This is a genomic window from Streptomyces sp. NBC_00154 (assembly GCF_026342835.1).
GTDB lineage: Bacteria > Actinomycetota > Actinomycetes > Streptomycetales > Streptomycetaceae > Streptomyces.
The window spans coordinates 842,306-857,007 of sequence record NZ_JAPEMI010000001.1 but is presented as its reverse complement, the minus strand read 5'-3'; the positions used below and the strand labels follow the sequence as shown (position 1 = coordinate 857,007).

Annotated in this window: 10 protein-coding genes and 1 pseudogene; 6 read left to right on the top strand and 5 right to left on the bottom strand. The window is 65.9% G+C overall.

Annotation, left to right across the window (positions count from 1 at the left end; translation table 11 throughout):
• The first annotated feature begins 8 nt into the window (after positions 1-8).
• On the top strand, positions 9-1,520 hold the full coding sequence (locus OHA03_RS03810; RefSeq protein WP_267000707.1) for an amino acid permease: 1,512 nt from the start codon (positions 9-11) through the stop codon (positions 1,518-1,520).
• A 1-nt stretch (position 1,521) separates the two neighbouring features.
• Here OHA03_RS03810 and OHA03_RS03805 read toward each other — a convergent pair whose 3' ends face one another.
• Complete coding sequence (locus OHA03_RS03805) at positions 1,522-1,929, bottom strand: NTP pyrophosphohydrolase (RefSeq protein WP_267000705.1); 408 nt, start codon at positions 1,927-1,929, stop codon at positions 1,522-1,524.
• Positions 1,930-1,967: 38 nt separating this feature from the next.
• Positions 1,968-2,111 (bottom strand): annotated as a pseudogene (locus OHA03_RS03800) (LytR family transcriptional regulator); the annotation flags it as partial.
• 136 nt (positions 2,112-2,247) lie between these two features.
• On the opposite strand from OHA03_RS03800, the gene OHA03_RS03795 reads away from it, so the two are divergent.
• Positions 2,248-3,372, top strand: a complete 1,125-nt coding sequence (locus tag OHA03_RS03795) for a hypothetical protein (protein ID WP_267000704.1) — start codon at positions 2,248-2,250, stop codon at positions 3,370-3,372.
• Positions 3,373-3,389: 17 nt separating this feature from the next.
• Here OHA03_RS03795 and OHA03_RS03790 read toward each other — a convergent pair whose 3' ends face one another.
• Together OHA03_RS03790 and OHA03_RS03785 are read right to left on the bottom strand one after the other, a co-directional pair.
• The gene (locus OHA03_RS03790) at positions 3,390-3,641 is read right to left on the bottom strand and encodes a hypothetical protein (protein WP_267000703.1); all 252 of its coding nucleotides are present in this window, start codon (positions 3,639-3,641) and stop codon (positions 3,390-3,392) included.
• A 186-nt stretch (positions 3,642-3,827) separates the two neighbouring features.
• Positions 3,828-4,931, bottom strand: a complete 1,104-nt coding sequence (locus OHA03_RS03785; protein WP_267000702.1) for an LCP family protein — start codon at positions 4,929-4,931, stop codon at positions 3,828-3,830.
• A 722-nt stretch (positions 4,932-5,653) separates the two neighbouring features.
• Here OHA03_RS03785 and OHA03_RS03780 point away from each other — a divergent pair.
• From OHA03_RS03780 to OHA03_RS03765, 4 genes are read left to right on the top strand one after another with little or no spacing between them, the layout of a single operon-like run.
• Positions 5,654-6,805: a CDP-alcohol phosphatidyltransferase family protein gene (locus OHA03_RS03780; RefSeq protein WP_267000701.1), complete on the top strand. Its 1,152-nt coding sequence runs from the start codon at positions 5,654-5,656 to the stop codon at positions 6,803-6,805.
• Positions 6,802-11,265 (top strand): glycosyltransferase, encoded by a 4,464-nt coding sequence (locus OHA03_RS03775; RefSeq protein WP_267000699.1) that lies wholly within the window; start codon positions 6,802-6,804, stop codon positions 11,263-11,265. The genes OHA03_RS03780 and OHA03_RS03775 overlap by 4 nt, the downstream gene beginning before the upstream one ends.
• A 3-nt stretch (positions 11,266-11,268) precedes the next feature.
• Complete coding sequence (locus OHA03_RS03770) at positions 11,269-12,066, top strand: rhamnogalacturonan acetylesterase (protein WP_267000697.1); 798 nt, start codon at positions 11,269-11,271, stop codon at positions 12,064-12,066.
• Positions 12,063-12,791 (top strand): hypothetical protein, encoded by a 729-nt coding sequence (locus OHA03_RS03765; protein ID WP_267000695.1) that lies wholly within the window; start codon positions 12,063-12,065, stop codon positions 12,789-12,791. The genes OHA03_RS03770 and OHA03_RS03765 overlap by 4 nt, the downstream gene beginning before the upstream one ends.
• A gap of 94 nt (positions 12,792-12,885) precedes the next feature.
• On the opposite strand, the gene OHA03_RS03760 is transcribed toward OHA03_RS03765, so the two are convergent.
• Positions 12,886-14,571, bottom strand: coding sequence for a hypothetical protein (locus OHA03_RS03760; protein WP_267000693.1), 1,686 nt, complete (start codon positions 14,569-14,571; stop codon positions 12,886-12,888).
• Positions 14,572-14,702: the final 131 nt, after the last annotated feature.

The following is a 14,702-nucleotide window of genomic DNA, read 5'->3' as shown; positions in this document are numbered from 1 at the left end:
GTACGCCGGTGACTGCGCAGCAGGACACACCACCCACCAAAGGCGGGCTGTTCCGGACCAAGACGGTGGAACAGTCCATCCGTGACACCGAGGAGCCGGAGCACGCTCTCAAGAAGTCCCTCTCCGCGCTGGACCTCACCGTCTTCGGAGTGGGCGTCATCATCGGCACCGGCATCTTCGTCCTCACCGGCAAAGTGGCGAAGGAATCGGCTGGGCCCGCCACCGCACTCGCCTTCGTGGCCGCCGCCATCGTCTGCGCCCTCGCCGCGCTCTGTTACGCCGAGTTCGCCTCCACCGTTCCGGTCGCGGGGTCCGCGTACACCTTCGCGTACGCCTCGCTCGGTGAACTGATCGCCTGGATCATCGGCTGGGACCTCGTGCTGGAATTCGCCCTGGGCACAGCGGTGGTGGCCGTCGGCTGGTCCGGCTACGTCCGCTCGCTGATGGACAACGTCGGCTGGGACATGCCCGACGTGATCGCCGGGCCGGATGCGGCAACAGGATTCGGCTTCGACATCCTGGCCTTCGTCCTGGTACTCGTCCTGACCGTCATCCTGGTGCTCGGCATGAAGCTCTCCGCCCGGGTCACGACCGTTGTGGTCGCCATCAAGGTGGCCGTCGTCCTGATCGTGATCATCGCGGGGCTCTTCTTCATCAAGACCGCCAACTACTCACCCTTCATCCCGCCGGCTGAGCCGCAGACGTCCGGCTCGGGACTGAACGCGCCGCTGATCCAGCTGATGTTCGGCTACGCACCGACCAACTTCGGCGTCCTGGGCATCTTCACCGCCGCCTCCGTCGTCTTCTTCGCCTTCATCGGCTTCGATGTCGTGGCCACCGCCGCCGAGGAGACCAAGCTCCCGCAGCGCGACATGCCGCGGGGCATCCTCGCCTCGCTCTTCATCTGCACGGTGCTCTACGTCGCCGTGTCACTGGTGGTCACCGGCATGCAGCACTACACCGAACTGTCCGTGAGCGCCCCGCTGGCCGACGCCTTCAAGGCCGTCGGGCACCCCTTCTACGCGGGCGTCATCAGCTTCGGAGCCGCGATCGGCCTCACGACGGTGTGCATGATCCTGTTGCTGGGTCAGACCCGGGTGTTCTTCGCGATGAGCCGTGACGGGCTGCTTCCGCGGTTCTTCTCCAAGACGCACCCGAAGTTCGGCACCCCGTACCGCCCGACCGTCCTGCTCGGCGTGATCATCGCGATCGTGGCCGGTTTCACCAGCATCAACGAGCTGGCGACGCTGGTGAACATCGGCACGCTCTTCGCATTCGTGGTTGTCGCCCTGGGCGTTCTCGTGCTGCGCCGCACCCGTCCTGAGCTGCATCGCGCGTTCCGCACCCCGTGGGTGCCGCTGATCCCGATCCTCTCGGTGGCCGCCTCGGTGTGGCTGATGCTCAACCTGCCGGCGGAGACGTGGCTCCGGTTCGCCATCTGGATGGCCCTCGGGGTGATCATCTACTTCTCGTACGGGCGTCGGCACAGCCGAATCAAAGACGCCGTCGGCCGGCCGTAGGTCAGTCCTTGTGAGGCGGCAGCGGCCGTACGGTACGGGGGCCTGCGCACTTCGCCCCGTACGCCTCGACCCGCTGCCGCAGCTCCCGGTCGGCCGTCACCACGACACAGTCGCGGTCCGCAGGCGGGGCCGCCTCGGCGACGACGAGGTCGACGATCCGGTCGTCCCCACTGCCGGGCGCCGACTCCACCCGTACCCCCGGCACCGATGCGATGCCACGGGCCGCGCCCTCGACGACCAGCACCAGCTCGACGGGGCCGGGGTGCCCGGGCAGACCGGCCGCGGCGAACGGAACCAGGGAGTCCCGCAGCCGTTCGGCCGCCCCGCGCCGGTCCCGCCACCAGCCGTCCGGCACCGACCCGACCACATTGGCCGCGTCCACGATCACCAGGGTCCGTTCGGTCAGCATGCCAAAAGGGTGTCACGCACCGGCCGCCGCACGGCCCGTCAGCCGCCGGTTGCGGGGGACTTCTTCGCGGACTCCGGGATCGTGCCGTCCTTGCGGATCGCCTTCCAGAGGTCACCGGCCTGCGGCTGGGCGGCCACCACCCGGTTGGGGTCCTGCTTGTCGTACGCGACCGGAAGCATGATCATTCAAGGAGAAGGGTGGCGATTCCGTGTCGTTCGAACGGTGATTCTATGATGGGCGCTCCCGACTTCCGCATGTCGGCCATGCAACAGGCCGCAGAACGGGAGCGGACAATCATGGGAAGGATGACCTCACGACATGCGAGTCAGGTCGGGACGTGCCGCCCAGGGGAGGGCTTCGGCAAAGGGTGCCCTTCGAATCGTCGAAAACGAGCAGCGAGAAGCGGAGGCCACGGTCGGCGGACGCTGGCTCGTTCGGGGCAAGGACGGCAGGCTCACCGCTTATGCCCGCAATCGGGACGGGCTCCTGCGCTGGACCGAGGAGCGTCCGGGCGGCCCTCGGTGGCAGGGGCCGGACTTCATACCGGTTCCGCATCTGACGCATCTCAGCATTGCTCAGGGCGCGGACACCTATGTGCACTTCTTCGGGCGCCGGTCGCGGCAAAAGGGCGACGGCCCGCCGACTGTCGACATCGTGCACGCCATCCAGTACCAGACCGGCCGTCCCATCACCTCATGGCGGTCACTGGGCAACCCGCACAAGGACCCCGACAGCGCCGCGCGGATCGGTACCCCGGTACCCGCCGTCGCCAGGTCCGGCGCGGCAAACGTCTTCGTCCGGAACGCCGGCGGCGGCATCATGCTGCGCCGCGAGGGCAAGGGCGCCAAGTGGGAGGCGTGGACGGACCTGAACGGCAGTCTGGCGCAGGACGCCATGGCCGTGTCGGTCGCCGAATCGGGGCGGATCGAGCTCCTGGTCCCTGGAAGCGGCCAGGTCATGAGATGGACCCAGGCCGAGAGCAACGGCACCTTCGCGCAAGCACAGAGCATTCCTGTCGCGATCGCTCCGGGCGGCCTGGTCGCGTTGGAGACGGCCCCGGATCGGAACACCTTCTACTGGACCGACCCCACGACCGGCGGAATCGTCGCACACCGTTTGGGCGCGTGGCTCATCCCGATTGGTGGCACTCCTGCCGAGGGACCGATCACGGTGCTGCGCGCGATGCTGGACGGCTACGACTGCACGATCCTCGCGCACCGGGATCTTGACGGGCACGTCATGCTCGCAGCCTGCGGAACGGAGAACGAGGGCGGCGGTCTCTGGTGGTCGCCGACGGGTGAACGGACCGCTGAGACACCGGCGTTGGCACTCGATGTGTACGGGCGGGTGGTCCTCGCCATGATCGGGGCGGACGGAGGGCTCTACGTGGCCCGGCAGAATCGTGAACCAGGTCTGGCGATGGATCCCGCCGAGCGGGTGTGAGCGTGCCAGGGGTCGGTTCAGATGGCGTCCTGCAGTGGTCTGCGCCCGGGGCTTGCTGCAGCCCCGTCCCGGGCGAGCAGTCGGAGCACCACGTTGGCCATGGCCCAGCGGGTGTCGTAGCCCTCGCGCCAGGCTCGTACGAGGCCCGGCACGGTCAGAGTCCGGTTGGAGGTCCGCCCTGGCGTCAGTCGGCCCTCGAGCGCGTTCAGAACCCACCACTGGCGCGGGTCGCGCACATCGGCGGCGAACAACTGGGGCGCGCACACCAAGGCACTTGCATGCTCATCCCTGGAGCGGCCGAATTCCCGGGCGACCACGCAAGATGCCCGCCCGGAAGACCCGGACGAGCACCTGCCCGAGATCATGACCACGGTCGGACGACCAGAGGTCCCTCACCCGTCCCAGGAATTCGCCCGGGATCGGTGAGGGACCTCCTGCGTGCGGAGGCGGACGCTTCAGGAAGCAGAACCGCCCGTTGCGGGGGACTTCTTCGCGGACTCCGGGATCGTGCCGTCCTTGCGGATCGCCTTCCAGAGGTCACCTGCCTGCGGCTGGGCCGCCACCACCCGGTTGGGGTCCTGCTTGTCGTACGCGACCGGAAGCATGATCGTTTCCATCGAGCTCGGGTCCACGCCGTTCATCGACCGGGCGAACTCCGCAAGGGACTTCAGCGAGGCGAGCCCGGAGTCGGTGGTCAGTGACTTGGTGGCCGAGTTGGCGATCTTGTACGAGTTCGTCGGACTGCCCAGCAGATCCTGCGACTTGACCTCACTCAGCAGCGCGAGGAGGAACTGCTGCTGGAGCCCGATCCGGCCCAGGTCGCTGCCGTCGCCGATGCCGTGCCGGGTGCGGACGTACGCGAGGGACTGGGTGCCGTCGAGCTTGTGCGGGCCTGCTGTGAGGTCGAGACCGGACGACGTGTCGTGGATGTCCTGCGGGACATCGACCGTGACCCCGCCGATGGCGTCCACCAGATCCTTGAACCCGGCGAAGTTGATCTCCAGGTAGTGGTCGATCCGGACCCCGGACATCTTCTCGACGGTCTTGACCACGCAGGCCGGACCGACCTGCGAGTAGACGGAGTTGAACATCACGCGGTTCGCGGACGGCGTCTTCGAGCCGTCGGCCTTGGTGCACTCGGGCCGGGTGACGAGGGTGTCGCGCGGAATGGACACGGCGACGGCCTGCTGCCGGCCCTCGGGTATGTGCACCACCATCGCGGTGTCGGACCGGGCGCCGCTGACGCTGCCGCCGCCCCCCAGCTCCTTGTTCTGGGCACCGGCCCGTGAGTCGGAGCCGAGTACCAGCAGATTCTGACCGCTGGTGGGCAGCTTCTCCGGGCGGTCGTCCCCGAGTGCCTTGTTGATGTCGACGCCCTTGATGTTCCCGTCGAGGTGGTTGTACATCCACCAGGCGGTTCCGCCGGCAGCGAGAAGGACGACAACGACGGACAACGCGATCCAGCGCCACACCCGGCGGCGACGTGCGGGCTTCTTACGGCGACGTGTCGAAGGCTGGTCGGACCGTGGCACGTTGGAGGTTGCGACGGTAGGGCTCATTCTCTGGGTCCTCTCTCGATGCCGGGTTCCAACATGGGGAGGGCTCGAGTGGGGGGAGTTGGCCCGCCGATGCGTAGATGATGTGGATGAACTATAGACGTATTTTCGAACGGATCGTGAAGCCTTCGTGACCCTTGGCGTGGATTGGACGTCGACGGTTAATGTCCTGATTTATCAGTCACTATGACGTGAAAACCGCAAACCGCTCATGCATCCACCCCCGAGGCTCCGTCCGAGCTGCATGGCGTGCGGCCGTGCGGCGCATGGAGGCCCGCCATCGCCCGGGACGGCCGCCCGAGCGTTTTGGGACGATTTCCAGTGATAGGTCGTCGGCTCTGACGCTACGACGGTGTGGTGATCGCCACATGGTCGAAATTTGGCACAACCTTCCCTCCCTACAAAGAATCTATGACGTGCAGGCGAATGCAAAGGTGCACCGTTTGACGGTAGTTAACCGAATGTTTCGCTTCTGTCGCTCTCTGTCGTCACTCTTGAACCGATTGCACCATCGTTTAAGGTTCATTTAAGCTGCCTCAGCGCCAGATGTGAGCAGCCAGTGAACGAACTGCAGACATTTTGCGCCCCCTACGATCGCGAGATCTGCTCAGGCCGTCGGGGCTGTGTTGGACGTCGTCCACGGCTGAGGGGTTATGAGGAAGAGGAAGCTGTCTCTGCGGGCTGTCCAAAAGCTCACGTGCAAGAAGCGTGACGCTTGGTGGACCGTGCTCCTGGTAGATCCGGTCGCCACGCGGGTGCTCATCCGGATCGCACGCTTCGGATTCATCACCCCCAACGGCGTGACCTGGGGCGCCTTGTTCGTAGGCCTCGGCTCGGCGGGATTCTTCCTCCGCGGCGACACCCAGTCGCTGATCATCGGAGCCGCCCTCTACCACGTCAGCTTCATCCTCGACTGCATCGACGGAAAGCTGGCCCGTCTGAAGGGCAACGGCACCGTCTTCGGTGGCTGGCTGGACTACGTCTTCGACCGCATCCGGGTGCTCTTCTGCGCGCTCGCCCTGATGGGCGGTCAGTACCTCCGTACGGAGAGTGCCTGGTACCTCATCGCGGCGCTCGTCGTGGTTTTCCTCGACATGCTCCGGTACGTCGACGCCCTGCAGATCTACAAGATGCGCATGTCGATGCGCACGAAGATCGAGAAGCTCAAGGATGCCCGGCACGCGGCCGAGGCTGCACAGGCCGCCGAGACGCCGGCCGAGGAGCCGAAGGTCGTCTTCATGGAGGACCTGCTGAGGGAGAACCCCGGCGTCGAGGCGGAGATCCTCAAGCAGCAGGCCGACAACGTCGTGGATCTGCATGCCCAGTTCCGCGACCGCTTCCCCTGGTACACCCGGCTGCGTCAGGCGCTGCTGCGCAGCCGAGTGCGACCGCACCTCATCAGCGGCATCGAGTTTCAGATGTTCATCTTCATCATCGGCCCGCTGGTCGGACAGATTCTCTGGACCACGGCCGTCTCCGCGGCGCTGCTCGGTCTCTTCGAGCTCGTGATCATGTACAAGTTCTGGCTCTCCACACGCGACTTCACCCGGGTGATCGAGGAACTGGCCCCCGAGCCCGTCATCGCCGGCGGAAGCGTCGCGGACCATCTGCACGCCGGTCGTCACCGCCGCGCCGGCCTCGACCGGACGTCCGTCGGAGGCATACCGGTGGATCAGCGCTTCCCGGCCCCCGAACCGTACGAGGACCCCGGCTTCCAGCCGTACCCCGAGCCCCGCTACGGTGCCGGATTCCTTTACGAAGGACACGACGGGAGCGCTCCCGCTCAGACGGGCTACGCCGGTGCGGCTCCGATCCTCCATGCGCCGGGTGCACACACTGATGGGCACTGGGCGGGGGCCGAGGAGCACCTGCGATGAGTACTCCGACGGACCCGGGCCAGTTCCGGATCTCGATAGTCATCGGCGCGTTCAACGCGAGTGCCACGCTCGGGCGGGCGCTGGAGTCCGCGGTACGCCAGACCCACCCGCACATCGAAGTGATCGTCGTCGACGACGCCTCCACGGACGGCACGCTCGCGGTCGCCCATGAGTACGCCGCGCGCGACCCCCGGGTGCGCATCGTCGAGCGGCGCCGTAACAGCGGTGGTGTCGGCGCCCCCCGGAACAACGGCATAGCCGTGGCTACCGGTCACTACCTGATGTTCCTCGACGCGGACGACGAACTGCCGCACAAGGCCTGCGAGTCACTTCTCGAAGCGGCACTTGCGACCGGCGCCGACATCACGGCGGGCCGCGCCCTGCGCGTCAACCTCGCCAAGGACGAGATCACGATCTGGCAGCCGCAGCTGTACGGCACGGACCGGACCGTCACGGGCGGCTTGCGGACCATGCCCGAACTCTTCGAGGACCCGATCACCGCGGCCAAGCTCTACCGCCTCGACTTCCTCCTCGACCAGGGCATCCGTTTCCCCGAAGAGGTCTTCTTCGAGGACACCTACTTCTCGACCGTGGCGTGGTACTGCGCACGATCCGTCACCCTGCTGGCCACTCCGGTCTACCGGTGGATCTGGGAACGGGAGACCGACGCCCCCTCCATCACCAACCGCCGGGGCGAGCTCCGCAGCATCCGCGACCGGGTACTGGTGCATCAGTACGCGGACGCCTTCCTGGTCCGTAACGGCGCCCAGGACCTTCTGGCGCACAAGGCGGCGAAGTTCCTCTCGCACGATCTGCGGCTGTACACACCGGAGCTCCGGGCGGGCGACGAAGCCTTCCGCAAGGGATTCGCCGCCCTCGTCGCACCGTATCTGCGCACCCTGCCGCTCGACGTCTACGACCTGTGCGGACCGCTGGAGCGGGTCCGTGCCTTCAGCCTGATGCATGGCCGGGTCGACCTCGCGCTGACCGTGTCCGACTACACACAGCGCCGCAGCGTGCTCAGTTCCGACCTGGTGGAGCGCAACGGGAAGGTCTACTGGTCGGCCGCGTTGCTGGGCCGGCCGGACGCCGACCGCTTCCTCGATGTCACCGACCTGGACCTCAGCGGCAATAGTCTGGCCGACTCCCGGCTGTTCAACCAGGCCACCCTGGTCGAGATCCAGGGCAGCATCCTCCACGTGACCGGTTATATCCGGAACCAGTTCGGCCGGGTGGGCCCGAAGGACAAGCTGGAGCTGACCGCGGTGCTGCGCCGCCGCAGCACCAAGGCGGACTACACCTTCGACGTCACGGGAATCGACGTCGACGAGGAGTTCATCCGCTACCACACCGCCGTGGACCTGGAGACCACGTTGGGGGGCCCGGGCCCCGCCGGCAACTGGAACCTCTTCGTACAGATCCGGCACGGGGGTGAGCGCGCCACCACGACCGTGGGGGTGACCGGGCTCGACATCGAGCAGCAGCGCTACCGTGGGCGCGACGAGACGTACGAGATGTACCGGACCGTCAGCGGCAACCTCGCGCTGCGCCCGGAGACGACGGAGAGCCAGACCACCGACCACCCGCGCGGCACTCCCTGGCTGTGGTGGCAGGACCAGCCGGCCGCCGAAAGCACGTTTGCCCGTCCGGAGGAGTACGCGGCCGCGCTTGTGGTGCACTGCCGCAACGACGAGTACAACCTCTACGAGTTCCTCAGTTCGCTGCTGGCACAGCGGGAGTTCGCGGCCACCCAGGTGATCTTCGTGGACGACGGTTCCGCCGACGCCACAGCCGCCCAGCTCGCCGACTTTGCCGCGTTCCACGCGAATGTCGAGGTCGTCAGCCAGATCGCCTTGGGCGCACGCTCCAGTTTCGACAACGGGCTGCGCCATGTCCGGGCGCCGTACGTGGCGTTCGCCCGCGCCCAGGACATCCTGGGCGAGAACTGCATGGGCCGCCTGATTGCCGCCGCCCGTCGGGCCAGGGCCGACGTGGTTGTGGGGGACCGGGACAACTTCCCCGGGCCGCGCAGATACAGCGACGAACCCTGGAAGCGCTACTTCGAGAAGGGCGCGACCCGGGCGGAGCGGCTCGACGACGCCCCGTATGTGATCTTTTCCAGCGAGCTGGGCGGCAAGCTGTTCAAGACCTCGCTGCTGCGCAGGCACGGGCTGCGCAGCGGCCAGGGCCCGGGCTTCGAGGGCGCGTGGCTCACCGTGCCCGCGCTGCTGCATGCCCGCAGTGTGACCACCGCGCCGACGGCCGAGTTCTTCGAGCGCGATCCGGAGCGCCGGGACTCGCTCTTCGACCTCACCTGGAACGACCCGGTCAAGACCCAGGAGCTGATCCGGCTCTGCCGCCACCTCATCCGCCTGACGGAGCGGCTGAACGTGCGCGCCGCCCGGCTCGCGCTGCGCTTCGTGGTCCGCTCGATGCAGCCGCATCTGCGCAATATCCATCGGATCATGAGCCGCACCGAGATTGCCGGCATCTTCCCGGCCCTCTGCGACATTTACGCGCAGGTCCCCGACGACCTGATCCTCCAGTATGCGACGAGCCCGATGGCTCGGCTCCAGCACCATGCCGTGCGGACTGGTGACTACGAGTTGTTCTGCGACCCGTATGCCAAGCCCGAATACCGGCCGGACCTGTTGATCGACGACGCGGGCATGCACCGCACACTGGTCCAGGACCGGGTCGAGACCACGTTGCTGCGAGTGGACCGCCAGAAGGCGGTGCTGGAAACCCTGGTCGTCGACGGGGAGTATGTCCGCTTCGAAGGGCTGCTGGTCTTCGGCGGCGTCGACATCAGTCAGCTCTTCAGTAACCGGCTGGAGCTGGTGCTGAGCCATGGCACCGAAGAAGTCCCCCTCACTGTGGAGCAGGTGTACCGGCGCGACCGCTGGCGGGCCCGCAAGGAGCAGGACTGGTTCGCGGGCTGGCGTGCCGTCTCCCGGCCCGGTGACCTGGCTCATCTCTCGAACCGTGATCTGACGCTGCGGGTGCGCGTACACGACGGCGAGCGACGCCATGACATCCCGGTCGAGGCCCGGCAGATGCTGCACCGGTTCAAGGGTGTGCACCGCTCCGGCCACGCCCGGATACGGTTGACCATCGCCGCCGACGAGACCGTGACGCTGCGCCGGGTCAGCGGCCTGCTCCGCAAGACTCGCTTCGCCCTGAGCCGCATGGGCGAGGAGCTGCGCAACTCCCTGCCTGGCCGGCAGGGCTGGCGTACCCGGCTGTTGTACTGGCTGATGTATCCGAAGCTGCACGGCAAGGACATCTGGATCATCGGCGAGCGTGAGGACACCGCGCAGGACAACTCGTACCACCTGTTCAAGTGGATAAGGGAGAACGAGCCCAAGCGCAGGGTGTACTACGCCATCAACGGCGACGCCCCGGACCGGGAGAAGATCGACCATCTGGGCCGGGTCATCGACCGGCTCTCCTGGAAGTACCGGGCCTATCTGTTGCACGCCACCCGGCTCATCAACGCCTACGACCTGGAGGCGTACCTCGGTTTCCCGGGCTTGTCCAAGCGGGCGTTCCTGCGCGGATACGGTGATCTGCTGCGTTACAAGCGGGTATTCCTGCAGCACGGCGTCGTCTACAACGACGTCGTTCAGTCCATCCACGCACAGGTCACCAACGTGGACATGGTGCTCACCACCGGACGCAGCGAGCGCGCGTACTACGCCGAACACTGCGGATACGGATACGACCGGGTAGCGGCAACCGGGCTGCCACGATACGACGCCCTGACGCCGGCCCCCGGACCGCGGAAGATCCTGGTCATGCCCACCTGGCGGCGCGACATCGTGGCCCCTTCGTACAACAAGGCGGCCAAGCCCGAGATCCCCTTCGCGGCCTCCGAGTACTACCGGTTCTTCTCCGCTCTGCTGCGCGACGAACGTCTGCTCAAGGCTCTTCAGCACTACGGCGTCGAGCTGGAGTTCATGCCGCACTACGAGATCCGGCCGTACCTCAAGCACTTCCGGATCGACCACCCGTCCATCACGGTCTCGTCCACCGGCCGGGACGTGCAGCTGGCGATGCGCGAGTGTTCGATGCTCGTCACCGACTACTCGTCGGTGTTCTTCGATGTCGCCTACATGGGCAAGCCGATCGTCTACACGAACTTCGACGACGAGGCGTTCTACAGCAAGCACTACAAGCGTGGCTACTTCGACCTGGCGCGGGACGGCTTCGGGCCGGCGTGCGGCAGGGTCGACCAGGCGGTGGACGAGATCATCGCCTCGATCACCCGCGACTTCCAGGTCGAGGCCGAATACCGCCGCCGCGCCGAGGAGTTCTTCGTCCTGCGCGACACCAACAACTGCGAGCGGGCCTTCGACGTGATCGACTCCATGGACGCCGCCGCGGGCGGTGACCCGGGGCGCATGTCCACCCCGCTGATCATGGGCCGGCCCACGGAGCACCAGAAGGAGGGTGTGTAGAGCATGCAGCACGTGAGGGTCTTTCTGGCGGGTGACTCCAGCGTGACCAGCCGCCCGCGCAGTATGGCGCCGATGACCGGCTGGGGCCAGGTACTCCAGATCTTCATCCAGAACGCCGAGGTGGTGAACGCCGCCCGCGCGGGTGCGAGCTCGCGCAGCTTCGTCGAACGCGGCCGGCTCGACTGGATTCTGGAGAACATCGCCCCCGGTGATCTTCTGCTGGTCTCGTTCGGACTGATCGACATGAAACCCGGGGACGGGCGCTTCACGGAGCCGTTCGGCGACTACCAGTGGTACTTGCGCAAGTACGTGCTGGGCGCTCGAGCACGGGGGGCGCATCCGGTGCTGGTGACCAGCCAGGCGAGCCGGTCCTTTGACGACCACGGCAACTTGCGAAGGCCGCTCGGTCTCTATCCGATGGCTGTGCGCGAGCTCGCCGCACGCCTAGCCGCGCCGCTCGTCGATCTGAACGAGTGGACCGTCAACTGGTGGCGTCAGGCGGGTCCGGCAGCGACCAAGGCGCTCTTCCTGCACCTGGAACCGGGGGAGGAAGGGAACTTCCTCGACGGCATGGCCGACAACACCCATATGCGGGGGCGCGGAGCTCTGGAGTGTGCCCGATTCGTGGCCGGTGAGATGTGTGCCCAGGGGCTGCTGACCCCGGAATTCTTCCGCAACCTGGACGCGAACATCCCCGAGTCGGCCGTGGAGTATCTCGACGATCACTTCTACGACCAGATGATGAAGTCCCGGACGGGCGGCCGTGCCGCGTCCGCACAGGTGAGTGAGGCGTTGTTGTGAAGGACTGGTATCCGCTCGTCCGCGCCACTGTGACGCATCCGCGGATGCCACAGGTCGGTGGCACGCTCGAACTGTTTGCTGATGTCGACCCGGCGCTGCCGGTTACCCCGGGCCAGGAGCTCGGGCTCGGCCTGTCGCTGACGCCCATCGGCGGTGCCTACCGGACCTACGGCTATCTGCTCGACGACCTGCTCGGCGACATCGCGAAGATGTCCCGGCACCCCGGCATGAGCCACCTGGACAACGGCCGGTTCGCCACCTACGCGAGCGGAACCGAGGCGCGCGTAGTGAACTGTCTGGTCCGGGTGAACGACGACGCCCCGGAAGGGGCTGTGTTGCTGCCCCGGGTGAGCATCGGTCTGATGCTCGGGCAGGGGGACAAGTTGGTCTCCTCGGCCACCCTCTCCGACACCGGATTTCGGGTGCGTCGCCAATTGCTGGCCGGTCAGAACATGGTGCTGCGCCAGGGCGGCCGTGCGGTCCTGCCTGCCGGTCAGACCCCGGTTGCCGGTCTGCGATTCGTCGGGGTGGGGATCGCCAGGCACGGCGTACTCACCTGTGGCGCCGACGGAAGCGTGGTGTATGAAGCAGACCCTACGCACGTGGGCTACGACTCTTTCGAACTCTGTTACGAGGACAGCCGCGGGCACCGGACATGGTCTGAAGTGACCGTGCACACCGGAGACTTCGGATCATCGCCGGGGGCGGTCTACACATACGGCTAGACCGGAAGCATTACGGAACTTCGGAAAGGGCGGAAAGCCGAATCCGCGCTGCCTCCTATCGGCCCTGGACGATCCCTCGGACTGGATGCATTCCTCAGTCGAGGGTGATGCTGCCGGCTGCTGCCGAGAACAGGGAGCCTCCCGTGCTCAGCGAGACAAAGACCTCGTACACCCCCGGTTCCGCCCGCTGAAGGTCGACACCGTTGTAGCCAGATGTGGCGAAGTAGGCGAAATCATAGTTACTGAAATCGCCCCGCCGAATGTGCTTGCGGATCGCGCCCGTCTTCCGGGACATGCCGAGCCGGTAAGAATGAGTGGAATCGGTGCCGCGCAGAACGAGGTAGTACTGTCCGTGCCCGCGGTCACCGGCCTCGATGCCGTTCACGAAGAAGACTCCCTCCACATGGAGGGTCCGTTCCTTGAGCCAGGTTGACTCCAGCGAGAAAGCCGTCTCTGCGGAGAACGGCCCGACGATAGGGCGCCGGATGAGGCGTACTCGTTTACCGTCCCCGATCAGCACGGCCTCGTTCCCGCCGGTGGGACGCCGTATGTCGAAGGGGCGCCGAGTGACCAGAGGTGTACGCCGGTCAATTCCTTCCATTGGGCTAGCGACCCGAATGGACAAGTCGTACGCGCCGACCGGTATGCCCTTCATGGGAATTCCGGATGCAGACTCGGGATCGAATCCGCCATGGGGGTAGTCGCAGGAGAAACGGTCGAAATATTGGCTATAGAGATACTTTGCCTCCGTCGTCGCCAACGGAATTTCCAGCCGGCGCCCGCTCCCTTCCAGGACAAGGCTCTTCGTTGTCGGGTCGTGGGAGTACGGTGATTCACCGGGTATGAACGCATGGCCGGACAGAAGGATGTTAGCGCCACGGATGTCCTGCTTCTTCAGGACTGCTATCAGCCCGTCCGAATGGCGCAGCTCATTGAGGTAGTGCTGACGATCGGCCTCGTTGACCTGCTGTTTTCCGTTCTCCACGAACCCGATACGCGGGTCGGCGCCCTCGGTGAGCGCGGACAGGACGCCGGCGATGAGCGGCATGTTGTATCCGGACACCTCGCCGTGCTGCCGGACCATGGGGGAGTCGGTGCGAATGAAGTTGAAGTTCTCGCACGCCCAGAAGAGTTGGAGATGTGGGTTGATTTCCGTCTCGTACTGCTCGTCCGCCTCAGAGGTGAACAGATAGATGTTATGTCCTTGTCCGCCACGGGCCTTCAACATGTCGGGAATGGCGCTGTCGAGTACCTCGACGTTCTGCCGCGGCATCATTTCACCGAGCATGTACCGGCCGGTCACCGGACGCTCGTAGACGTAACTCCCGATCAGGAACTGCGGAACCACGGTGACGATGTTGCGGTATCCGTACCGAAGGCCGTAATAAAGGGCAGCGCTTCCACCCTTCGATACACCAAGAAGACTCACCTGGTCCCGGCCTAGGCCGAGGCGGGCGAGTGTACGCTCGATGAGTCCGGAGACCGCGGACTCGATCCCGAAGTCCATGTTCCGGCACATGTAGTAGCTGTAATTGCCGTCGAAATCGTCCCGAATCCACAGGATATTGGCACGCAGATCCATCAACGATTTGCCGGCGAAGTGATAGCCGTTGGGGGCGCCGAGGCCGGAGAAGACCACGATCAAATGGTGTGCGTCACCTTCCGCCGGGCGGAACTTGTACTCCACGGGAAACGCACCCGACGTGTCGGTCTCAGTTACCACTTTCCGTCGGTCGATTGCCGCAAGATTCGGCACGAGAGGAGGGAGTGCTGTGGTCATCGAGATACTCTTGCCTGCTCTGCTGTGATTCCGGACACGGCTTCCCGCGGAAGTGTGTTCGAGTGTATCCGTCCACCGCTGTCTCAGTCGACCCCGAATTCAAGTCGGTCCGCACTGCTCTGTCGATGCGC

Bases quoted from the DNA above. Each gene is read 5' to 3' on its own strand.
- OHA03_RS03770 (WP_267000697.1), top strand. From the start codon at position 11,269: ATGCAGCACGTGAGGGTCTTTCTGGCGGGTGACTCCAGCGTGACCAGC.
- OHA03_RS03785 (WP_267000702.1), bottom strand. From the start codon at position 4,931: ATGAGCCCTACCGTCGCAACCTCCAACGTGCCACGGTCCGACCAGCCT.
- OHA03_RS03775 (WP_267000699.1), top strand. From the start codon at position 6,802: ATGAGTACTCCGACGGACCCGGGCCAGTTCCGGATCTCGATAGTCATC.
- OHA03_RS03805 (WP_267000705.1), bottom strand. From the start codon at position 1,929: ATGCTGACCGAACGGACCCTGGTGATCGTGGACGCGGCCAATGTGGTC.
- OHA03_RS03760 (WP_267000693.1), bottom strand. From the start codon at position 14,571: ATGACCACAGCACTCCCTCCTCTCGTGCCGAATCTTGCGGCAATCGAC.
- OHA03_RS03795 (WP_267000704.1), top strand. From the start codon at position 2,248: ATGCGAGTCAGGTCGGGACGTGCCGCCCAGGGGAGGGCTTCGGCAAAG.